The sequence below is a fragment of the Falsiroseomonas sp. E2-1-a20 genome, assembly GCF_051433195.1.
Lineage (GTDB): Bacteria > Pseudomonadota > Alphaproteobacteria > Acetobacterales > Acetobacteraceae > Falsiroseomonas.
Window position 1 is genome coordinate 1 of sequence record NZ_JBHMFT010000027.1, and the last position, 22,261, is coordinate 22,261.

The 22,261-nt window shown below is 71.6% G+C and carries 18 protein-coding genes; 14 read left to right on the forward strand and 4 right to left on the reverse strand.

The features are described from left to right. Positions 1 to 76: 76 nt before the first annotated feature. Both ACFHPP_RS23730 and ACFHPP_RS23735 read right to left on the reverse strand, forming a co-directional pair. Entirely contained in the window at positions 77 to 1,009 is a 933-nt protein-coding gene (locus ACFHPP_RS23730) for an IS110 family transposase (RefSeq protein ID WP_437165716.1), read from the reverse strand. 233 nt (positions 1,010 to 1,242) lie between these two features. Further along, positions 1,243 to 2,382, reverse strand: a complete 1,140-nt coding sequence (locus ACFHPP_RS23735; RefSeq protein ID WP_437165717.1) for a YihY/virulence factor BrkB family protein — start codon at positions 2,380 to 2,382, stop codon at positions 1,243 to 1,245. Positions 2,383 to 2,483: 101 nt separating this feature from the next. On the opposite strand from ACFHPP_RS23735, the gene ACFHPP_RS23740 reads away from it, so the two are divergent. From ACFHPP_RS23740 to ACFHPP_RS23775, 8 genes are read left to right on the forward strand one after another with little or no spacing between them, the layout of a single operon-like run. Next, a complete protein-coding gene (locus tag ACFHPP_RS23740) occupies positions 2,484 to 3,461 on the forward strand; it encodes an ABC transporter permease (protein ID WP_437165718.1) in 978 nt (325 codons plus the stop codon). Continuing rightward, on the forward strand, positions 3,461 to 4,153 hold the full coding sequence (locus ACFHPP_RS23745; protein ID WP_437165719.1) for an ABC transporter ATP-binding protein: 693 nt from the start codon (positions 3,461 to 3,463) through the stop codon (positions 4,151 to 4,153). The genes ACFHPP_RS23740 and ACFHPP_RS23745 overlap by 1 nt, the downstream gene beginning before the upstream one ends. Next, a complete protein-coding gene (locus ACFHPP_RS23750) occupies positions 4,135 to 5,169 on the forward strand; it encodes an MlaD family protein (protein WP_437165720.1) in 1,035 nt (344 codons plus the stop codon). The genes ACFHPP_RS23745 and ACFHPP_RS23750 overlap by 19 nt, the downstream gene beginning before the upstream one ends. After that, positions 5,166 to 6,047, forward strand: a complete 882-nt coding sequence (locus ACFHPP_RS23755) for a hypothetical protein (RefSeq protein WP_437165721.1) — start codon at positions 5,166 to 5,168, stop codon at positions 6,045 to 6,047. Before ACFHPP_RS23750 ends, ACFHPP_RS23755 begins: the two co-directional genes overlap by 4 nt. A gap of 37 nt (positions 6,048 to 6,084) precedes the next feature. Further along, a complete protein-coding gene (locus ACFHPP_RS23760) occupies positions 6,085 to 7,824 on the forward strand; it encodes a dihydroxyacetone kinase family protein (protein ID WP_437165722.1) in 1,740 nt (579 codons plus the stop codon). A 12-nt stretch (positions 7,825 to 7,836) separates the two neighbouring features. After that, the gene (locus ACFHPP_RS23765) at positions 7,837 to 9,339 is read left to right on the forward strand and encodes a helicase HerA domain-containing protein (RefSeq protein WP_437165723.1); all 1,503 of its coding nucleotides are present in this window, start codon (positions 7,837 to 7,839) and stop codon (positions 9,337 to 9,339) included. Between the two features lie 17 nt (positions 9,340 to 9,356). After that, positions 9,357 to 11,357, forward strand: a complete 2,001-nt coding sequence (locus tag ACFHPP_RS23770) for a M3 family metallopeptidase (RefSeq protein ID WP_437165724.1) — start codon at positions 9,357 to 9,359, stop codon at positions 11,355 to 11,357. Positions 11,358 to 11,415: 58 nt separating this feature from the next. Continuing rightward, complete coding sequence (locus tag ACFHPP_RS23775; protein WP_437165725.1) at positions 11,416 to 13,050, forward strand: alpha-D-glucose phosphate-specific phosphoglucomutase; 1,635 nt, start codon at positions 11,416 to 11,418, stop codon at positions 13,048 to 13,050. On the opposite strand, the gene ACFHPP_RS23780 is transcribed toward ACFHPP_RS23775, so the two are convergent. Further along, positions 13,043 to 15,469: a membrane-bound PQQ-dependent dehydrogenase, glucose/quinate/shikimate family gene (locus tag ACFHPP_RS23780; RefSeq protein WP_437165726.1), complete on the reverse strand. Its 2,427-nt coding sequence runs from the start codon at positions 15,467 to 15,469 to the stop codon at positions 13,043 to 13,045. The two genes, ACFHPP_RS23775 and ACFHPP_RS23780, sit on opposite strands and share 8 nt — an antisense overlap. A 238-nt stretch (positions 15,470 to 15,707) precedes the next feature. Here ACFHPP_RS23780 and ACFHPP_RS23785 point away from each other — a divergent pair, with 238 nt between their 5' ends. The 5 genes from ACFHPP_RS23785 to ACFHPP_RS23805 all read left to right on the forward strand — a co-directional run bounded on the left by ACFHPP_RS23785 (position 15,708) and on the right by ACFHPP_RS23805 (position 20,528). Continuing rightward, positions 15,708 to 16,727 (forward strand): amino acid ABC transporter substrate-binding protein, encoded by a 1,020-nt coding sequence (locus tag ACFHPP_RS23785; protein ID WP_437165727.1) that lies wholly within the window; start codon positions 15,708 to 15,710, stop codon positions 16,725 to 16,727. 140 nt (positions 16,728 to 16,867) lie between these two features. Further along, on the forward strand, positions 16,868 to 18,076 hold the full coding sequence (locus ACFHPP_RS23790; protein ID WP_437165728.1) for an amino acid ABC transporter permease: 1,209 nt from the start codon (positions 16,868 to 16,870) through the stop codon (positions 18,074 to 18,076). Then, positions 18,076 to 19,413, forward strand: coding sequence for an amino acid ABC transporter permease (locus tag ACFHPP_RS23795; protein WP_437165729.1), 1,338 nt, complete (start codon positions 18,076 to 18,078; stop codon positions 19,411 to 19,413). Before ACFHPP_RS23790 ends, ACFHPP_RS23795 begins: the two co-directional genes overlap by 1 nt. Next, positions 19,410 to 20,141, forward strand: a complete 732-nt coding sequence (locus tag ACFHPP_RS23800) for an amino acid ABC transporter ATP-binding protein (RefSeq protein ID WP_437165730.1) — start codon at positions 19,410 to 19,412, stop codon at positions 20,139 to 20,141. The genes ACFHPP_RS23795 and ACFHPP_RS23800 overlap by 4 nt, the downstream gene beginning before the upstream one ends. Before the next feature lie 78 nt (positions 20,142 to 20,219). Next, entirely contained in the window at positions 20,220 to 20,528 is a 309-nt protein-coding gene (locus ACFHPP_RS23805) for a chorismate mutase (protein ID WP_437165731.1), read from the forward strand. Positions 20,529 to 20,642: 114 nt separating this feature from the next. Here ACFHPP_RS23805 and ACFHPP_RS23810 read toward each other — a convergent pair whose 3' ends face one another. After that, the gene (locus ACFHPP_RS23810) at positions 20,643 to 21,587 is read right to left on the reverse strand and encodes an isocitrate lyase/PEP mutase family protein (protein ID WP_437165732.1); all 945 of its coding nucleotides are present in this window, start codon (positions 21,585 to 21,587) and stop codon (positions 20,643 to 20,645) included. A 98-nt stretch (positions 21,588 to 21,685) separates the two neighbouring features. On the opposite strand from ACFHPP_RS23810, the gene ACFHPP_RS23815 reads away from it, so the two are divergent. Continuing rightward, entirely contained in the window at positions 21,686 to 22,261 is a 576-nt protein-coding gene (locus ACFHPP_RS23815) for a peroxiredoxin (RefSeq protein ID WP_437165733.1), read from the forward strand.

Sequence of the window (22,261 nt, forward strand, 5' to 3'; positions counted from 1 at the left end):
GCGGACCGCCCAGCGGTCCGAGGCCGCGAACGCGGCCCGCCGCCTATGCGGCGAGCCAAGCAACTGTCTTTCCGTCTCATGGTTTTGCGAAGGTTCGGTTGTCTCGCATGAGGGCGTTGGCCAGGACGAGGAGCTTTCGCATGACGGCGACGATGGCGACCTTTGGCTTTTTGCCGGCGGCGCGGAGCCTGTCGCGGAATGTGGCGAGTGTGTCGTTGAAGCGTCCTGCGACGAGGGCTGCCATGTAGAGGGTGGCGCGGATGGCAGGTCGGCCGCCGTAGATGCTGCGGGGGCCGTGTCGCCTTCCCGAGCTGTTGTCCATGGGGGCGACGCCCACGAGGGCGGCGATCTGGCGGCGTCCGAGTTGGCCGAGTTCGGGCAGGCTGGCGAGGAGGGTGGCGGACAGGACGGGACCGACGCCGGGAATAGAGCGCAGGATCTCGGCCTTGCGGGTCAGCTTAGGGGAGGCGGCGATGGCGGCCTCGATGCGCTGGTCGAGGCGGATGAGGCGCAGCTTGAGTGCATTGAGCCGGAGCTTGGCGTCACGGCGGAGTTCGGGATCGGTGAGGTGCTCGGTCTGGTTGGCGAGCGTTGTCTCGATGTCGAGGAGCTGTCGGCGATAGGTGACCAGCTCGGCCAGCCGCTCGGCCTCGGGGTCGGGTGTATGGAGCGGCCCGGCGATGGCCGCGGCGTAGGCGGCGATGACGCGGGCATCGAGGCGGTCGTTTTTGACCCATTGGCCGGAGGCGCGGGCGAAGTGGCGGACGCGACGCGGGTCGAGCAGACGCAGCGCCACGCCGGCCTGGAGGCAGGTGGCTATGAGCGCGCGCTCATAGCCACCGCTGGCCTCGACGACCACGATGTAGCGGCCTGCCTTTGCGCGCCTGGTCAGCGCGGCGTGGCCGCTGGGTGTATTGGCGAGGCTGAAGGCCTCAGCGCGGTCGAGGGCAAAGCCGTCGAGACGATCTTTGCTGACGTCGACGGCGAGGATCGGTGTTGTGTCGGTCATCCCTATTCCCCATCCTTGCACGTGCGGGGCTGGCACCCCGTGCAACTGTTCGGGCCATTGAGGACACCGCTCGGGGAACCCGGCTTGGCTACGGAGCATGACCTCCCCACGGCGGATCGGTCTCCCGGACGGACCACCTGCTGGGGGCATGCCCCCAGCAGGTGGCGCCCACCACCATACGCCCATCAACAAGACACAAGCCGCCGGACGGCCGCGCCCGGCGCCTGAGGGCCTCAAGAAGCCACCGTATCCGCCATCTCCGCCTGGCGCTGGCCCATCGGGCGTTCCGGGCGGGTGGTGGTGTCGCGGGCGGTCTGGTGTTCCATCTCGGCGTTCACCTCCGCCCCCAGCAGGATCACCGCGGCCGAGATCCAGATCCAGGTCATGAAGCCGATGACGGCGCCGAGCGAGCCGTAGGTCTCGTTGTAGCTGCCGAAATTGGAGACGTACCAGGAGAAGGCGGCGGAGACGCCAAGCCAGGACAGCGCCGCGAAGGCGCTGCCCCAGGTCACCCAGCGCCAGCGCGCCTTGGCCCGGCTCGGCCCCCAGCGATACAGGCAGGCCAGCACCAGCGAGACCACCAGCAGCAGCAGCGGCCAGCGGCCATAGGCGAGCAGCGCCTCCACCGTCGCGCCGAGGCCGACGAAGCCCAGCACCACCGGCAATGCGACCACCGCCACCATGGTCAGGATTGCGAAGACGATGAAGCCCAGGGTGAACAGCAGCGTCGTCACCGTCAGCTTGATGAAGCTGCGCTTCTCCTCCTCCTCATACACCACGTTCAGCGCATCGAAGACCGCCTTCGCCGCCTGGTTGGCCGACCACAGCGACACCAGAAGGCCGGCGATGGCGCCGAAGCCCAGCGTGCCGCTCGCGGTCTCCGCCACGCGGCTGACCTGTTCATTGATGATGTCCATGCCGCCGCCGGGGATGACGCCGCCCAGCGCCTCCAGGTGCCCTTGGATGGTGGCGGGGTCGGCGACCAGCGCATACAGCGACACCAACGCAGCGATCGCCGGGAACAGCGCCAGCAGCGTGTAGAAGGTGATGCCGGCAGCTTCCGTCAGCAGCCGGTCCTCGCTGGCCTGGGACAGCGTGCGCTTCGCCACCTGCCACCAGCCGCGCGCCGGGATTTCGGACGGGGTGGTGGCATTGCGTCCCCGACCTTGAGCCTCGCCGCCAGCCTTGGCGGCGGGTTTCTCGCTGCTGTCCTGACCCAGACGCTGCCGGCGCGCGGCATCGCGGCGGGCGCGCGACAGCACCGGCTGCGGGCCGCCGCGCTTGGCGTTGATGGCCAGCAATCCGGCCAGCGCGGCCGCCGCCACCATCCATCCCCCGCCGCCCTGGCGGGCATCCCCCTGATTGTCCGGCATGTGCAAAGGTCTCCGTCGTTCGGTGGCGCAACGCGGGCGCCGCCGCCCGGGTGCCCCTGGTGCGGAAACTTTTTGCCGCGCAGGGCGCTGAACGATGCGGGATGGCAAGGGAGGAGGCGATGCTGGAGGCACGGCCCGCCCCGGCGCGGAAGGCGCCGCCCGAGCGGACGCCGGCGGCAAGGGACAGCGCGAGCCCGGTCCTGCAATTCCCGCCCCGGCCCACCGCGGCGGCCACGCCCAGGCAGCAGCCGGATCCGACGCCGCCGTCCCGTGAGGCACCGCCACCCGCCCTGGTCTGGCTGCTTCTGGAGCGCCTCGGCGCGCCGGTGCGCCGCGGCGTGCTGCTGCTGCTGGCGACCGCGGCGCTCGCCTTCGGCGTGGTGTCGGAGGGCGTCCGGCCCGGCACCTGGCGCCGGACGCTGCGCGCCGAATTCCGCCGCACCCTGCGCCAGGCCATTGCCGGCGGCCTCGGCACCGTCCTCATTGCCGCCGGCCTCGTCGGCTGGGGCATCGTCCACCAGACGCTGACCTGGCTCAGCTATGCGGGGCAGGAGGGCCTGACCGGCAACCTGCTGACCGCGGTCCTGGTGCGGGAGGTGACGCCGGTGCTGGTCGGGCTGATTCTGCTCGGCCGCAGCGGCACCGTCACGGTGGTGGAATTCGGCGCCACCAAGGCCTCCGGCCAATTGGACGTGCTCGAGGCGCAGGGCCTCGACCCCTTCGCGCTGCTGGTGCTGCCGCGCGTGGTGGCGCTGTCGCTCGCCTGCTTCACGCTGGGCGTCATCTTCCTCGGCGTCGCATTGGCGACCGGCTACATGGTGAGCTGGCTTGGCGGCCTGTCACAAGTCACGCCGCGCGAACTGCTGGTGAACCTGTTCGGCGCCACCGACACCGCCGAATTCGCGCTGTTCGCGGTGAAGCTGGTTCTGGTGGGCGCGGTGGTCGCGCTGGTCTGCGCCATCACCGGCATGTCCTCGACTCGCGCTGAAACCCCCTCTCACCTGCTGCCGCGCGGCTTCGTGCGCGGCTTCCTCGGCATCCTCGCCACCAGTGCGCTGCTCAGCGTGGCGGCGACCTGATGGCGGCCGGCGCGCCCGTGCTGGACCTCCAGGCCGCGTGCCCTGAGCCGGGCGCCGCGCCGATCGGCGGGCCGGTCGAGCTGCGCCTGGCGCCGGGGGATCTGGCGCTGGTGCGGGCGGAGGATCCGGCGATGGCCCGCGCGCTGGCCCTGCTATGCACCGGTCTGATCCCGCTGCGGGCGGGGCGCGTCGCCTTCCTGGGCGAGGATTGGGCGGCGCTGCCGCGGCAGCCGGCGCAGGCGCTGCGCGGCCGGATCGGCCTTGCGCCGGGCGATGGCGGCTGGCTGCCGCATCTCAGCGTGGCGGACGGCATGCTGCTGGCCCGCCGCCACCACGACGACACCCCGGATAAATCTCTGCGCGAGGAGGCCGAGGCGCTGGCCCGGCTGTTCGGCCTGCCCGGCCTGCCGATCGAGCATCCGGCGGAACTGTCGCGCGAAGACCTGGCGCGGGCCGGCTGCGCGCGCGCCTTCCTCGGCGCACCGGCGCTGGTGCTGCTGGAAAGCCCGCTGGACCGGGAGACGGCGGATAGGCTGGCCGGCCCTCTGTTGCAGGCGCTGGAGCCGGCACGGGCGCGCGGCGCCGCCGCCATCTGGTCCACCCGGTCCCGTCGTGCCTGGGAGACACCCGGCTTTCCGGCGACGCAGTGGTTCGAACTCGAGGAGGATGGGCTGTGTCGAGCACCACCATGACGCGGGAAGACCGCGTCCGCCTGCGCCACACCGATCGCTGGGTCGGGCTGCTGGTGATCCTGGCGCTCGCCCTGTTCTTCGGCGCCCTGTTCCAGCGCGGCGTGATCCGCGAGTGGTTCGCCAGCGGCGAGACGCTGACGGTGCTGCTGCCGGAGGAAGGCGTCGCCGGGCTGTCGGTGGGGGCGGAGGCGGAGGTGCTCGGCATCCGCGCCGGCACCGTGCGCCGCATCGTGGTGGACCCGAACCAGCGCATCCATGCGGAACTCCGTATCGAGGAACAGGCGAAGCCCTTCATCCGCCAGGATTCCACCGCCGTGGTGCGCCGCCGCTTCGGCGTCGCCGGCCCGGCCTTCCTCGATATCCAGCGCGGCGAGGGGCAACCGCTGAACTGGGACTGGGCGACCATCGAGGCGACGAGCGAGCGTGCGCCGACGGAAACCGTGGGCGCCCTGCTGGACGAGTTGCAGAAGCGCGTCTTCCCGATCCTGGACGAATTGCGCACCGGCACCGCCGCCTTCGCCGCCGCGACGCAGCGGCTGGAACGCGGGGAGGGCACGGTGGGCCGCCTGCTGGCCGATGACACGCTGGTGCGCCGCGCGGAGGAGGCGACGCAGCGCGCCGCGACGCTGATGCAGAACATCGAGGCTGCTTCGCGCGACGTGCAGACCCTGACGGCCAGCCTGACTGGCACCGGCGCTGGCGGCCGCGCGGCGCCGAATTCGCTGCCGGCGCTGATGGCCCGCGCCGATCGCGCGCTGGCGCAGATCGAACGCGCGACGACCGACATCGCCCGCGCCACCCCCGCGCTGCCGCGCGCCGCCGCCAATGTCCGCGACGGCACCGACAGCCTGCCGGCGGTGATGGTGCAGGCGCAGGAGGCGGCGCGGCAGATGGAACTGCTGCTGGCGCAGCTTCGTCGGCACTGGCTGCTCGGCGGCGGCGGTGGTGGCGCGGAGGTGCGCAGCGTCTCGGCCGGTGCCGTGCCGCGGCCGATGGTGGAACGGCTGCGCCCGTGACACGGCTGGCGGCGCTGGTCCTGGTCACGATGCTGTCCGCCTGTGGTGGCCGCGCGCCGCCGCCCGGCCCGCCGCCGGACGGCGTGCTGGACCGCGCCGCGGACAGCGCACGCGATGCGCTGAACCAGGACCAGCCCCAGGTGGCGGAGCGTCTTTACGCCCGCGCCCTGTCGCGGGCGCGGGAACGCGACGACGCCGCGGCGATCGATGCCATGGCCTTCGGCCAGGCCACCTCGGCGCTCGCGCATGGCGATGCCGCGGCGGCGTTGGCGGTGGCGCAGGAGGTCCGCGTGGGCCTCGCCCGGCGCGGCCGCGGCGCCTCTGCCGGGCTGCTGCTGGCGGAGGCGACGGCGCTGTTCCGGCTCGGCCGGGTGCCCCGGGCGGAGGCGCTGGCGCGCCAGGTGGCCGGGCGCGGCGCGGAGAATGCGGAGGCCGCTTTGCGCGCGCAGTTCCTGCTCGGCCTGATCGCCTCGCAGCGGCAGGATTTGCGCGGCGTCGTGGCCGCGCGTGCCGCCATCGGCGCCCCGGCGGATATCGCCTTCCGTGCCGATGCGGTGGAGCTGGAGGCCGCCGCCGCCCTGCTGCGTGGCGATGCCGCCACCGCCCGGATCCATGCCGTGACGGCGGCCGAGCTGCGCCGGCAGTCGCTGGACTATCGCGGCCTGTCCCGCGCCCTGGCGGCGGAGGGTGCGGCGCTGGAACGGCTGGGCCAGCCAGCCGCCGCGGCCGATGCCTACCTCCGCGCCGGGCGCGGCGCCGCCGAACGTGGCGAGGCCCCCGATGCGCGGCGCTGGCTCGGCGAGGCGGAGCGCCTGGCCGGCGCCGATGCCGGGCTGCGCGCCGCCATTCGCCAGGCCCGCGCCACCCGCGAGCGCTGAGCTTGCCCGCCCCTCGCGCAGTGCCGAGGATGGCGGCGTGGAGGACCGCATGAAGAAGCTGGTGAACGATCCGCGCCGTGTGGTGCGGGAGATGCTGGAAGGCCTGGCCGACCTCGACCCAGGCCTGGCGCTTCTCGATGCCGAGGATGTGGTGATCCGCGCCGGGCTGCCGGAGGCGGCGGGGCGTCCGGTCGCGGTGCTGTCCGGCGGCGGCAGCGGGCATGAACCGGCCCATGCCGGCTATGTCGGGGAGGGCATGCTGGCCGGCGCCATCGCCGGGGATGTCTTCACCTCGCCCTCCGTCGATGCCGTGGTGGCCGCGATCCGCGCGAGCGCCGGTCCGCGCGGGGCGTTGCTGGTGGTGAAGAACTACACCGGCGACCGGCTGAATTTCGGCCTCGCCGCGGCGCTGGCGACCGCCGAGGGCATCCCGACCGAGGTCGTGCTGGTCGCCGATGACGCGGCGCTGCGCGACACGGTGGAGCCCGGCCAGCGCCGCGGCATCGCCGGCACCGCGCTGGTCCACAAGGTGGCCGGCGCGGCGGCGGCGGCGGGCCTGGCGCTGGACGACGTGCGGGCGGAGGCGGCGGCGGCGGCATCCGCGGTGGTGTCCATGGGCGTGGCACTCGGCGCCTGCACGGTGCCGGCCGCTGGCACGCCCGGCTTCACGCTGGGCGTGGACGAGATGGAACTGGGCCTCGGCATCCATGGCGAGCAGGGCGTCCGCCGCAGCGCCATGGCGCCCGCCGATGCCATCGTCGGCACCATCCTGGACACGCTGGTGGCGGATGCCGGGCTGGGCGCGGGGGATGAGGTGGCGCTGCTGGTCAACGGGCTGGGCGGCACGCCGCCGATGGAGCTGGCCATCGTCGCCCGCGCCGCGCTGGCCGGGCTGCGCGCCCGCGGCATCGTGGTGCCGCGCGGCTGGGCGGGCAACTTCATGACGGCGCTGGAAATGACCGGCTGTTCGCTGAGCCTGATGCGGCTGGATGCGGCGCGGCTGGCGCGGCTGGATGCGCCCGCCTCGGCGCCGGCCTGGCCCGGCGGTGGCATGCTGGCGCCGCGCCAGGTGGTGTCGGCACCACCGGCGGAGGCCACGCCGCCCGCCGCCGCGCCCGGCCCGCTGGCCCCGGCGCTGCGCCATGCGGTGCTGGCCGTGGCGGCGGCGCTGGAGGCGGAGGAGCCGGCGCTGACGGCGCTCGACAGCCATGCGGGGGATGGCGACCTCGGCCTGTCCATGGCGCGCGGCGCGGCGGCGATCCGCGCCTTGCCGGAGGCCGCCTTCGCCACCCCGGCCAGCGCGCTCACCGCCATGGCGCAGGCGCTGCGGCGGGCCATCGCCGGCAGTTCCGGGCCGTTCTACGCCGCCGCGCTGCTGGCCGCGTCCCGGCGGCTGGACCAGCCCGCGCCAGGGCGCGCCGAGTGGGAAGCCGCCTTCAGCGCAGCGGTCGCGGCCATCGCGGAACTGGGTGGCGCCAGGCCGGGCGACCGCACCATGCTGGACGCCCTGCACCCGGCCGCCGAGGCCTTCGCCGCCGCGCGGCACCTGCCCGCCGGCGCGGCCTGGGATGCCGCGCTGGCCGCGGCGCTGGCAGGGCAGGAGGCGACGCGGACCATGCGCCCCCGGCTCGGCCGCGCCGCCTATCTCGGCGACCGGGCGCTGGGCCAGCCGGATGCGGGGCGGCGGCGGTGCTGGTCTGGATGCGGGCGGTCGGAACCAGCCTGGGGCGGTGATCGTCGGTCGCCGCCACTTCCGGTGGCGTGCGGTTGCCGCTAGGTCTCCGGCCTGATGACCATCGCCATTGATATCGGCCTGAGCGCCTCCGGCACCCCCGCCACCCTGGACCTCGAGGAACTGCTCTCCACCCGCCTGCTGGTGCAGGGCAATTCCGGCTCCGGCAAGTCGCATCTGCTGCGGCGGCTGCTGGAGCAGAGCGCGCCCTGGGTGCAGCAGGTGGTGGTGGACCCGGAGGGCGACTTCGTCTCCCTGGCCGACCGCCACGGGCACCTGGTTGTGGACGCCGCGGACCATACCGAGTCGGCCTTGCAGGTGGTGGCGGAACGGGTCCGGCGGCACCGCGTCTCCGTCGTGCTGAACCTGGAAAGCGTGGAGGTGGAGCAGCAGCTTCGCCTGGCGGCCGCCTTCCTCGGCGGGCTGTTCGACGTCGACCGGGATGCCTGGAACCCGGTGATGGTGGTGGTGGACGAGGCGCAGTTGTTCGCCCCCGCCGCGGCAAGCGAAACCTCCGACGAGGCCCGCCGCGCCGCGCTCGGCGCCATGACCAACCTGATGTGCCGTGGCCGCAAGCGCGGGCTGGCGGGCGTGATCGCGACGCAGCGCCTGGCCAAGCTGGCCAAGAACGTCGCGGCCGAAGCCTCCAACTTCATGATGGGCCGTACCTTCCTCGACATCGACATGGCCCGCGCGGCGGACCTGCTGGGGATGGAGCGCCGGCAGGCGGAGGTGTTCCGCGAGTTGGAGCGCGGGCATTTCGTGGCGCTCGGCCCGGCCCTGTCGCGCCGGCCGCTGCGGCTGCGCATCGGCGCGGTGGAAACCGGCTCGCGCAGCGCCGCGCCGAAGCTGGTGCCGCCGCCGCCGTTGGCCTCGGCGGCGGAAACGCGCGGGCTGATCCTGGCGGCCTCCGAGCCCGAGGCGATCCGCGTCCCGCGCCGCACCCCGCGCCCGCCGACGCCCGACATCCTGGCGCAGCTCGCCCAGCATCGCCCGGCCCTGCCGCAGGCCGAGCCGGTGGCGGCGCCGACGGCCGAGGAAAAGGCGGAACAGCGGCGCAGGCTGGCGGCTGTACTTCGGAAAGTGCTGGCGGAGCCTGACGCACCGTTCCGCCCGGCCAGCGTGCTGTACCAGGATTTCTTGGTGCGCTGCCGGATCGAGGAGGTTACGGGCCCCGCCATCGACATCCCCGCCTTCCGCCGCCTGCTGACCACGGCGCGCGCCGGCATCGGTGCCGAGGCCGCGGAGGGCAGCGACTGGGCACAGGCGGTGGCGCGGGCGGAGGCGCTGCCGGATGATGTGCAGGGCGTCTTCCTGCTGCTGGCCCGCGCCGCGCTGGAACGCCTGCCCTGTCCCTCCGACGCCACGCTGGCGCGCGCCTATGGCAGCCGGTCCATCGGCCGCGCCCGGCGGCTGCTGACCTACATGGAGGAACAGGGCGCGCTGGTGATCCGGGCGGAGCGTGGCGGGCGGCGCAGCGTGGTGCTGGTCGGGCTCGCCTGGGAAACCACGCCGGGCGACCCGAACGGGCCGGAGGAGGCCGTGACCGCGGCGGCCTGAGCCCCTATCTCGGAGGCATGACCGAGAACCCGCTGCTGACCCCCTGGACCACGCCCTTCGGCGTGCCGCCCTTCGACCTGATCCGCGCCGAGCATTTCGCCCCCGCCTTCGAGCAGGGCATGGCGGAACAGCGTGCGGAGATCGCCGCCATCGCCGCCGCGCCCTCCAGCTACGCCGATACGGTGGAGGCGCTGGAGCGCAGCGGCCGGACGCTGGACCGCGTGCGCTCCGTGTTCTTCAACCTGGTCTCCAGCCAGGCGACCGAGGCCCTGCAGGCAATCGAGCGCGACTACGCGCCGCGCCTGGCGCGCCACCGGGCGGAGGTCACGCTGGACCCCGGCCTGTTCGCCCGGGTGTCCGACCTGCTGGCGCGGCGGGAGGAGCTCGGCCTGGCGCCGGACCAGGACCGGCTGCTGGTGCGGCTGGAATCCGGCCTGCGCCGCAGCGGTGCCGCGCTGGATGCGGCGGGGCGGGAGCGGATGGCTTCGATCTCCACCCGGCTGGCGGTGCTGCACACGCAGTTCGGCCAGAACGTGCTGGCCGACGAGAATGAATGGCAGATGGCGCTGGCCGCCGATGACCTGGACGGCCTGCCGGACTTCGCCATCGAGGCGGCGCGGGAATCCGCGCGGGAACGCGGCGTGGAGGGCCACGTCGTCACCCTGTCGCGCTCCTCGATCGAGCCCTTCCTGACCTTCTCCACCCGCCGCGACCTGCGCGAGGCGGCCTGGCGCGCCTGGGTCGCCCGCGGCACCGGCACCCGCGACAACACGGTGCTGATCCGGGAAATCCTGGCGCTGCGGCGCGAACGAGCGCGGCTGCTCGGCCATGCGGATTACGCCGACTGGCGCCTGGCCGACAACATGGCGCGGCACCCGGAGGCCGCCGGCGCGCTGCTGCGCCAGGTCTGGGACCCCGCGAAGCGCCGCGCGGCGGCGGAGCGGGCGGAGCTGGAGGCGCTCGCAGGCCACGCCATCGCGCCCTGGGACTGGCGCCACTACGCCGAGCGGGTCCGCCGCGCGCGCCATGCGGTGGATGAGACGCTGACCAAGCCGTATTTTGCGCTGGAGGGCATGCTGGGCGCCGTCTTCGACACGGCGCGGCGGCTGTTCGGCGTGCGCTTCGTCGAGCGGCCCGACATTCCCGTCTACCACCCGGATGTCCGCGCCTTCGACATGCAGGACGAAGCCGGCGCGCATCGCGGCGTGTTCCTGCTCGACAGCTTTGCCCGCCCCGGCAAGAAGTCCGGCGCCTGGATGAGCAGTTTCCGCAGCGGCGAATCCCTCGACGGGCCGGTGACGCCGATCGTCGTCAACAACAACAACATCGCGAAATCCTCGCCCGCCTTGCTGTCCTTCGACGAGGCGCGGACGCTGTTCCACGAATTCGGCCACGCGCTGCACGGGCTGCTGAGCACCGCGAAGCATCCCTCCCAGTCCGGTACCGCCGTGCTGGCGGATTTCGTGGAGTTCCCGAGCCAGGTGCTGGAGCATTGGCTGGAAGTGCCGGAGATCCTGCGCGAACACGCCCGCCACCACGAGACCGGCGAGGCGCTGCCGGAGGCACTGCTGCAATCCATCCTCGCGGCGCGGCGCGAGGGCCAGGGCTTCGCCACCGTCGAATTCGTGTCCTCCGCGCTGATCGACCTCGCCCTGCACACGCATCCGGAGCCCGAGGCGCTGGACGTGGTGGCGTTCGAGCGGGAATTCCTCGCCGGGATCGACATGCCGGAGGCGATCGGCCTGCGCCACCGCCCGCCGCATTTCCAGCATCTGTTCGCCGGCGGCGGCTATGCCGCGGGCTACTACGCCTACATGTGGGCCGAGGTGCTGGATGCCGATGCCTTCGAGGCCTTCGAGGAAGCCGGCGACCCCTTCGACCCGGCGCTGTCGGCCCGGCTGAAGGACATCTACCAGGCTGGCGACACAAGGGACCCGATGGAGCTGTACATCGCCTTCCGCGGCCGCCCGCCGCAGGTGGATGCGCTGCTGCGGAACCGCGGGCTGCTGGAGGCGTAGCGCCAGGGCTTGCCGCCGTCGCCGCGCCGGGGTGATGGTGCGGCGACGGGAGACACACATGCAGATCCGCCGCGTGACCACGACACCCTTCGCCGACCAGAAGCCCGGGACCTCCGGCCTGCGCAAGAAGGTCACGGTCTTCCAGCAGCCGCACTATGTCGAGAACTTCGTCCAGGCGATCTTCGACACGCTGGGCGAGGCGCGCCAGGGCGCAACGCTGGTGGTCGGCGGCGACGGGCGCTTCCTGAACCGGGAGGTTGTGCAGACCACGCTGAGGGTCGCGGCTGCCAATGGCTTCGGGAAGGTCCTGGTGGGGCAGGGTGGGCTGCTGTCCACGCCGGCGGCGTCCAACCTCATCCGCATCTCGGGTGCCATCGGCGGCGTGGTGCTGTCGGCCAGCCACAATCCGGGCGGGCCGGATGGCGACTTCGGCATCAAGTTCAACGCGGCGAATGGCGGCCCGGCGCCGGAGGACGTCACCGGCGCCATCCATCGCCGCGCCAGTGCCATCACGGAATTTGCCGTGGTGGAGTCGCCGGACCTCGACCTGGATCGGCTGGGCGACACCCCGCTTGGCGACTGCGTGGTTTCCGTCCTGGATCCTGTCGCCGCCTACACCGCGATGATGCGCAAGCTGGTCGATTTCGATGCCCTGGCAAAAATGTTCCGCGGCGGCTTCCGCATGCAGTTCGACGCCATGTGTGCCGTCACCGGCCCCTATGCCCACGCCATCCTGGAAGGCGCGCTCGGCGCCGCGCCGGGCACGGTGCGGAACGGCACGCCGCTGCCGGATTTCGGCGGCCACCACCCGGATCCCAACCCGGTCCACGCCGCCGAGTTGATGCAGGCGATGCTGGGCGCCGATGCGCCGGATTTCGGCGCGGCCTCCGACGGCGACGGTGACCGCAACATGATCGTGGCGCCCGGCCTGTTCGTCACGCCCTCCGACAGCCTGGCGATCCTGGCGGCGCAGGCGCATCTGGCGCCGGGCTATGCGCGTGGCCTGGCCGGCGTCGCCCGGTCCATGCCGACTAGTCGCGCGGTGGACCGGGTGGCGAAGGCGCTCGGCATCGAATGCTACGAGACGCCGACGGGCTGGAAGTTCTTCGGCAACCTGCTCGATTCCGGCCGTATCACCCTGTGCGGCGAGGAATCGGCCGGCACCGGGTCCGACCATGTGCGGGAGAAGGATGGGCTCTGGGCCGTGCTGGTCTGGCTGAACATCCTGGCCGCGACAGGCCAGCGGGCGGATGTGATCGTCCGCGAACACTGGGCGCGCTTCGGCCGGGACTACTACACGCGGCACGACTACGAGGAAGTGGAATCGGACGCGGCGCAGGCGCTGATGCAGGCGCTGCGCGGGCGGCTGGCCACGCTGCCGGGCCAGCGCTTCGCCGGGCTCACGGTCTCCGCCGCCGACGACTTCGCCTATACCGATCCGGTCGATGGCTCCGTCACCGCAGCCCAGGGCGTCCGCATCCTGTTCGCCGAGGACGCGCGCGCCGTGTTCCGCCTGTCCGGCACCGGCACCGTCGGCGCCACACTGCGCGTCTACCTGGAGCGCTTCGAGCCCGACCCGGCCCGGCACGGGCTCGACACGGCCGAGGTGCTGGCGCCGGTCGTGCAGGCGGCTGGCGAGATCGCGGAGATCGCCCGCCACACCGGGCGCGACCAGCCCTCCGTCATCACCTAGGCAGCGCGTAGGCGATGACATGGTCCCCCGCGGTGGTGCCGAGCGAGCCATGCCCGCCCGCCACCACCAGCACATACTGCCGCCCATCGGCGCCGAGATAGGTCATCGGCGTCGCCTGGCCACCCGCGGGCAGGCGCTGTTCCCAGATCTGCCGGCCATCCGTCACGTCGTAGGCCCGCACATAGTCGTCGATGCTGCCGGACAGGAAGGCGACGCCGCCCGCCGTCAACAGTGGCCCGCCGAGGTTCGGCACGCCCATGCGGAACGGCAGCGGCAGCGGCGATGCGTCGCGCACCGTGCCGTTGCGGTGCTGCCAGGTGACCTGCCCCGTGGCCAGATCCACCCCCGCTACATAGCCCCAGGGCGGCTGCTGGCAGGGTAGGCCGAGCACCGAGTTGAACGGGTAGAGCTCCACCGCGAAGGGCGCGCCGAAATTCTCGTTCAGCGCCGGCAGGCTGCCCTGCGGCGGGTTGCCGCCCTGGACATACAGCGTCGTGTCATCGGCGCGCGGCACCAGCCGGGAGACGAAGGCGAGGTAGGCGGGTGTGGTGAAGGCGACCTGCCGCCGCGGATCGACGGCGATGCTGCCCCAGTTGAACACGCCGAAATTGCCCGGGTACACCAGCGAGCCCTGCTCGGAGGGCGGCGTGTAGCGACCCTCGTAGCGCAGCCGGCGCAGTTGGATGCGGCAGGCCAGCTGGTCGAACAGCGTCGCGCCCCACATGTCGGCGCCGGTCAGCGGCGGCGGGTTGAAGGACAGGGCCGAGACCGGCTGGGTCGGCGCCGCCTGGTCACCCTGCGCCGCGCCCTGCGGGGCCGGGACGTCCCGCACCGGCAGGATCGGCTCCCCGGTCTCGCGGTTGAGGACGTAGATGTCGCCCTGCTTGGTCGGCTGCACCAGGGCCGGCACCGTGCGACCCTCCAGGATCAGGTCGATGAGGCTCGGCTGGGATGGCACGTCATAGTCCCACAGGTCATGGTGCACGGTCTGGAACACCCAGCGCAGCCGCCCGGTCTCCAGCTCCAGCGCCACGACGGAGGAGGAGAAGCGCTCCACCTCCGCGCTGCGATTGCCGCCCCACTGGTCCGGCGGCTGGTTGCCGAGCGGGACGTAGACCAGGCCCAACGCCTCATCGACCGCGGAGATCGACCAGCTGTTCGGCGTGCTCGGCACATAGGTCTCGCCGGGCGGCAGCGGCGCAGTCTGGTCCGGGTTCCCGGGGTCCCAGTTCCACACCAGCGCGCCGGTTTCCGCATCGTAGGCGCGGATCACGCCGGAGGGTTCGGTGGTGGAGACGTTGTCCAGCACCGTGCCGCCGATGATCACCAGACGCTGCGTCGCCACGACGGGTGAGGTGGAGTAGTAGCCGCCCGCCCGGGCGTTCGGCATGTTGCGCCAGAGATTCACCTGGCCGCCTTCGCCGAAGCCGGTGCAGATGCCGCCGGTCTCCGGGTCCAGCGCCACCAGGCGCCCATCGGCGGTCGGCATGTACAGCTTGCGGGGGCAGTCGGCGATGGTCGCGTTGCCCTCCGCCGCCTGCGGCACCTCGACGGGCGCGGCCGCGGGGGATGCAGCGGGCGCGGGCGCGGGCGCATCGGCGCGGCGCTCATGGTAGGAAAGCCCGCGGCAGGTCAGGTGCTGCAGCGCCAGGTCGTCCCGCAGTTGCAGGTTGGTGCGCCAGATCTCGCGGCCGGTATCGGCGTCGAGCGCGATGACGCTCTGGTGCGGCGTGCACAGGAACAGGCGGTTGCCGATCTTCAACGGCGTTACCTGGAAGGTGGTCTCCACCGGCTCCCAGGGCCGCCCGCGGACATCGCCGGTGCGGTAGCTCCAGGCCTGTTCCAGCGCCGCGACGTTGACGGGCGTGATCTGGTCGAGCGGGGAGAAGCGCTGGCCGAGGCCGGTGCGGCCATAGGCATGCCATTCGCCGGGTGGGACAGTGTCCGGCGGCGGCGTGGCCGAGGCCTCGCGCAGCCGTCCCTCGATCCGGTGCGGGTCGTTGAGGATGGCGACGACGGCGACCACCAGCGCCACGCCGAGCACGCCGGCATTGGTCAGCAGGCCGCCGCGGCGCCCGTTGGTGTCGTTCAGACCACGCGTGACCCAGGGCGTCAGCAGCAGCAGGCCGAGCACGAAGATCAGCCCCCCGCGTGTCGCCAGCGGCCACCAGTCCAGCCCGGTTTCCCACAGCGCCCAGGCCAGCGTCGCCGCCGTCAGCAGCGCGTAGACCCACAGCGCCGCCGGGTTGCGCCGCCACAGCAGCCCGCCCGCGGCGAGCAGCGCCAGGCCCGACAGCGCGTAGTACCAGGACCCGCCGAGGGCGATGAGCCACGCACCGCCGCCAGCGAGTGCGATGCCCATCAGCAGCAGCAGAAAGCCCAGGATCAGTGGGCCGGAGGAGGAGCGGGCGGTCGGCATGATGGACCTCGCGCGGTGACCTGCCCGATGCAACGGGGGCCATCGCGCTTCGTTCCTCGCGGCTCGCGGACCCTCGGCGGCAATTTATTATTAGGCTTGAAACGGATTTCCGATGCCCGTAGCGTGAACCGAGGAGCGGTGTCTGGCGAAGACCAGTGCACAGCACGCAGGCCGATTGGCCGCGGCGCGCCGTTCCGGGGGTTTCCGCTGCAGCTTCTGGGAGTTCGTTGGGATGAAGATGAGTGTTTCGCTGCTCGTTGCGGCGGCGGCGACGTTTGGCATGGCCGCGACGGCCACCGCACAACAGACTTTGCAGCAGGTGCGCACGCGCGGCAGCCTGAACTGCCAGGTCGGCCTGCCGACGCCGGGCTTCTACGCCCTAGCCGCGAACGGCACCTGGTCCGGCATGGACGTGGATGTGTGCCGCGGTGTCGCCGCGGCGATCTTCGATGATCCCAGCAAGGTGCAGTACCAGTCGGTGACCTCGGCGGTGCGCTTCACCTCCATCGCCAATGGCGAGTCGGACGTGTTGTCCCGCACCACCACCTGGACCGCGGTGCGTGACGGCCAGCTCGGCCTCGAATTCGCCGGCGTGAACTTCTACGACGGCCAGGGCTTCGTGGTGCCCCGCGCCTCCAACATCACCTCCGCCCGCCAGCTCGATGGCGCGACGATCTGCGTGCTGACCGGCACGACGACGGAGCTGAACCTGGCGGACTACTTCCGCGCCAACAACATGCGCTTCACCGCGGTGACGAACGAGAACGTCAACGTGCTGGTCGAGACCTATCTCGGCGGCGGCTGCGATGCCTACACCAACGACAAGTCGGGCCTCGCCGCCCGCCGGTCCGCCTTCCCGACCCCGAACGACCACATGATCCTGCCGGAGACGATCTCCAAGGAGCCGCTCGGCCCGGTGGTGCGCCATGGCGACAACAACTGGGGCGACATCGTCCGCTGGGTGCTGTTCGGCATGATCGAGGCCGAGGAGATGGGCGTCACCTCCGCCAACGTCACGCAGATGCTGCAATCGCCGAACCCCGGCATCAAGCGGCTGCTGGGCGTGGAGGGCAATGTCGGCCAGGGCATGGGCCTGCCGAACGACTTCATGGTGCGGGTGCTGCGCCATGTCGGCAACTACGGCGAGATCTACGAGCGCAATGTCGGCGTCAACACGCCGATCGGCATCCCGCGCGAGCGCTCGCTGAACGCGCTGTGGACCAATGGCGGCATCCTCTACGCCATGCCGTTCCGCTGAGGCGTGGCCTGACAAGCTTCGCTCCGCCGAAGGTTGAACCGATCGGCCGGGCCGCGATGGGTTGAGGCCGGGGGCCACGCACAGGGCGTGGCCCGACCTGCGGCCGTCACGCGGCGTCGTGCCCCTGAACAGGGCCGCCCATGTCCCAGACGACTCTTCCCCGCCGCAACCCGACGCGTCCGCTATCACTCTCCCCCGGCGCGCTGCTGAACGATGCGACGGTGCGGGCGGTGCTGTACCAGGCCATCACCTTCATCTGCGTCGTCGGGCTGATCTGGTACCTCGTTTCCAACACGATCGAGAACATGGCGACGCGCGGCATGTCCGCGGGGTTCGACTTCCTCGACGTCTCGGCCGGCTTCAACATCGCCTTCACGCTGATCCCGTACCGGGAAGGCGACAGCTACTTCCGGGTGTTCCAGGTCGGCATCGCCAACACGCTGCTGGTCGCGATCATCGGCGCGGTCTTCGCCAGCGTGCTTGGCCTGGTCATGGGGCTGGCGCGACTTTCGACCAACTGGCTGATCCGCACGCTGGCGCGCTGGTACATCGAGATCCTGCGCAACACGCCGCTGCTGCTGCAGATCATCGCCTGGTATTTCGGCGTCTTCAACCTGCTGCCTTTGCCGCGCGCCAGCATCGACTGGGGCGGCGTGATGTACCTCAACAACCGCGGCGCCTATTTCCCGGCGCCGGTGGCGCAGGAAGGCTTCGGCCTGGTGCTTCTGGCGCTGGCGGCGGCCGTCGTGGGTGCGGTGGCGCTGCGCTTCTGGGCCCGCAAGCGGCTGCGGGAGACCGGGCGACCGTTTCCGGCAGGGCTGGTCGGCCTGGCGCTGGTTCTGCTGCTGCCGACACTGGTGTTCCTGGCGCTGGGCTCGCCGCTGGGCTGGAACTGGCCGGCGCTGCGCGGCTTCAACTTCGTCGGCGGCTTCTCGGTGCCGCCCGCCTTCTGCGCGCTGATCGTCGCGCTGTCGATCTACACATCGTGCTTCATCGCGGAGATCGTGCGCGCCGGCATCCAGTCCGTCGGCCACGGCCAGACGGAAGCGGCGCGGGCGCTCGGCGTGAAGCCCTCCCGCACCATGCGCTTCATCATCCTGCCGCAGGCGATGCGCGTCATCATCCCGCCACTGATCAGCCAGTATCTGAACCTGACGAAGAATTCCTCGCTGGCCATCGCGATCGGATTCCCGGATCTCGTCAGCGTCTGGATGAACACCTCGCTCAACCAGTCCGGCCGCGCCATTCCGATCGTCGCCATGACCATGGGCTTCTACTGCGCGGTCAGCCTTGCCGTGTCCTTCGTGCTGAACCTCTACAACCGCCGCATCCTGCTGAGGGAACGCTGATGTCGGATGCGCCATTGGTCTTCGCGCCGAAGCCCGCGGACCCGCCGCCGCCCTCCACCGTCGGGGTGGTCGGCTGGATGCGGGCGAATCTGTTCTCCAGCGTGCCCAACGCCATCCTGACCATCCTCGGCGCCTGGATCTTCTACGTCACCTTCCGCGCCATCATCGACTGGGCGCTGGTGAACGCGGTGTGGGAGGCGGAGAACCGCCGACAGTGCCTCGACATGGTCGGCCGTTCCGGCGCCTGCTGGCCGGGCGTCGCGCAGTGGATTCCGAACCTGATCTACGGGCTGTATCCGAAGGACCAGGTCTGGCGCATCAACACCGGCTTCCTGATCCTGCTGGCCTGGGCGGTGCCGCTGTGGCTGCCGCGCGTGCGCTCCAAGGTCGCGATCGGGCTGAGCCTGGTGCTGCTGTACCCCTTCCTCGCCTCCTACTTCTTCTTCGGCGGCACGCAGTCGCTGGTCTGGACGGCGTTGATCGCGCTGGGCGGCGCCGCCTTCCTGTGGGTCTGGCTGACCACGCTGGCGGAGATGCGCTTCGGCGTCGATTTCGGCGCCTTTGCCGCGCGGCTGGTGGGCAGTCCGTCGCAGACGGATGAGCAGGCGCGCCGGATCGGCCGGATGGCGTTGCTGGCGCTGTATGTGCTGGCCTTCGTCCTGGTCTCGCAACTCAGCTTCACCGAGGTGCCGACGCGGGTCTGGGGCGGGCTGTTCCTGACGCTGGTGATCTCCGGCATCGGCATCGCCTTCTCGCTGCCCGCGGGTATCCTGCTGGCGCTCGGCCGGCGCTCCACCATGCCGCTGATCCGGGTGTTCTGCGTCACCTTCATCGAGCTGTTCCGCTCCGTCCCGCTCATCACCATCCTGTTCATGTTCAACACCATGCTGCCGCTGTTCCTGCCGCAGGGGGTGGAGGTGAACCGGCTGCTGCGCGCCATCGTCGCCGTCTGCCTGTTCGCCGCCGCCTACATGGCGGAGATCGTGCGCGGCGGGCTGCAGGCGATCCCGAAGGGGCAGTACGAGGCGGCCGCCGCGATGGGTCTTGGCTTCTGGCAGTCCACCTCGCTGATCATCCTGCCGCAGGCACTGCGCATCATGATCCCGTCCATCGTCGGCAACTTCATCGGCCTGTTCAAGGACACCACGCTGGTCTCCATCATCGGCCTGTTCGACATGCTGAGCATGGCGCGCGCGGTGGGCGAGGATACCCGATGGCTCGGCCTGTTCATCGAGCCGTTCTTCTTCATCACCCTGATCTACTTCGTCTTCTGCTTCCTGATGTCGCAATACAGCCTGAACCTGGAACGCCGCCTCGGCGCCGGACAACGCCGATGAAGGCCGCGATCGAACTGGTCGGCGTCAGCAAGTGGTTCGGCACCTTCCAGGCTTTGAAGGGCATCGACCTGACGGTGGCGGAAGGCGAACGGGTGGTGGTCTGTGGCCCCTCCGGCTCCGGCAAATCCACCATGATCCGCTGCATGAACCAGCTGGAGCGGCACCAGAAGGGCGACATCCGCATCCACGGCCGCGCCTTCGGCGGCGATGCGAAGAACGACGCGGAAATCCTGCGCGAGACCGGGATGGTGTTCCAGTCCTTCAACCTGTTCCCGCACATGACGGTGCTGGAGAACTGCACCTTCGCCCTGACCTGGGTGAAGCAGATGCCGCAGGCGGAGGCCGAGGCGCTGGCCATGTCGCACCTGGAACGCGTCCGCATTCCGGAACAGGCACGCAAATATCCGCTGCAACTCTCCGGCGGCCAGCAGCAGCGCGTCGCCATCGCCCGCGCGCTGTGCATGGCGCCCCGCATCATGCTGTTCGACGAACCCACCAGCGCGCTCGATCCCGAAATGATCAAGGAGGTGCTGGACGTGATGATCGAACTCGCCGGCACCGGGATGACCATGGTGGTGGTCACGCATGAGATGGGCTTTGCGCGAACCGTGGCGGACCGGGTGGTGTTCATGGACCAGGGCGAGATCGTCGAGCAGGCGGCGCCCGAGGTGTTCTTCTCCGCCCCCCGCTACGACCGCACCAGGCTGTTCCTGAGCCAGATCCTCTGACCCCCGGGGGACTTGCCTTCGCGCCGCCGAGGGGGTTCTGCTAGACCCGAACCGCAGCACCCAGGCAGGACAGCGCAGATGCCCGAAGACACCACGGCCGATCCGGCCGCCACGGAGGACCTCTGGCGACTGCGCCGCAGCATCGACAACCTTGATACGGCCCTGGTCGCCCTGCTCGCCGAGCGGTTCCGGGTGACGCGGGAGGTCGGCCACCTCAAGGCCCGCCACCGCCTGCCGCCGGTGGACGTGGCGCGGGAGGAAGCGCAGGTGGCCCGGCTGCGGGAGATGGCCGGCCGCGCCGGGCTGGATGAGGATTTCGCCGAGGAGTTCATCCGCCGGGTGATGGCGGAGGTGGTCCGCCAGCACCGGCTCATTGCCGGCTCATGACGGGCTGACGCCCGTCGGGACTCAGGCGCCGGCGGCCCTCCGGGCCCTGGCGGCGCGGCACTGGCCGCGGCGCCGGTTCGGGCGCCCGGCCGCCCTTGGCGGCTGCGACAGCGTTCAGGGTGAGGCGGGCTGATCCACCCGCAGGTACCGATCCTCCAGCGCCCGCCAGGTGGCGTTGTCGAACAGCTCCCACAGCGCGCCATGGCTCAGCATCCGCCCGGACATGGCGTTCGAGCTGCCGGTGTCCTTCAGCGAGGCCAGCATCTCCAGCCCCGCCTTGGCGAACAGCCGCGTCAGCGCGTTGGGGTAGATCGCCAGCCGGAATCCCAGCTCCTGCAGGCGTTCGGCCGGCAGGATCGGCGTCTTGCCGCCCTCCACCATGTTGGCCAGCAGCGGCACCTCCGGGAAGGCCAGGCCGACCTCGGCCAGTTCTTCCTCGGATTGCGGGCTTTCGACGAAGATCACGTCGGCGCCGGCCGCGCGGTATTGCCGGGCGCGGCCGATGGCGGCGGCCAGGCCTTCCCCGGCGCGGGCATCGGTGCGGGCGATCACCACGAAATCCGGGTCCCGCCGCGCCTCCACCGCCGCACGGATGCGCATCTGCATGTCCGTGGCCGGGACCAGCTTGCGGCCCGGTTCATGGCCGCACTTCTTCGGCCATTCCTGGTCCTCGATCTGGATGGCGGAGACCCCGGCGCGTTCGTATTCGCGCACGGTTCGGATGACGTTCAGCGGGCCGCCATAGCCGGTGTCGCCATCGGCGATGACCGGGATGGAGACCACGTCGCAGATGCGGCGGATGCGGTCGATGATCTCACCGAAGGACAGCGCCGCCACGTCCGGCGCACCGAGCGCGCTCATCGAGATGCCGGCACCGGTGATGTAGAGCGCCGGGAAGCCGGCGGCCTCGACCAGCCGGGCGCCGACGCAGTCGAAGGCGCCGGGGGCGATGAACAGGTCGCGGCCGCCCAGAAGCTGGCGCAGGCGGCGGTTGCGGCCGGGCGAATCGGCGAAGCCGATCGGCAGGACGGGGCCTGAAGACGCAGGGGCTTCGGGCATCGGGCGGACCTCCGGGTTGTTGGCCGGGAGGCTATAGCAGGACCGGAGCACGGACGAGTCGGGGGCCGCCCTGGTCCACAACCAGAAGGAAGCCGCGCATGGCCGAACCGCATGATTTCAACAGCCTGCCGCCGGACCTGCCGGCCCCGCCCGATGACGGCGCCTGTGCGGGGTTGGCCGGGCGGCGCCTGCCGGCCTTGTCGTTGCCCTCCACCGCCGGCCGCATGGTGGCGCTGGACGCGCTGCCGAGGCCGCGCAGCGTGCTGTACTGCTACCCGATGACCGGCCGCCCGGGCGTGGCGCAGCCGGACGGTTGGGATGCCATCCCCGGCGCGCGCGGCTGCACCGTGCAGTCCTGCGGCTTCCGCGACCATGCGCGGGAGATGGCGGAGGCCGGCGCCACCGTCTTCGGGCTCAGCACCCAGGAAACGGCGTATCAGCAGGAGATGGCGGCCCGCCTGCACCTGCCCTTCGAGGTGCTGAGCGACCCGGACCTGCGCCTGGCCCGCGCCATCGGCCTGCCGAGCTTCGTGGCCGGCGGCCTGACGCTGTTGCGGCGGGTCACGCTGGTAATCCGCGACGGCGACCTGATCGAGAAGGTGTTCTACCCGGTCTTCCCGCCGGACCGCAGCGCGGCGGAGACGCTGACCTGGCTGCGGGCGAACCCGGCCTGA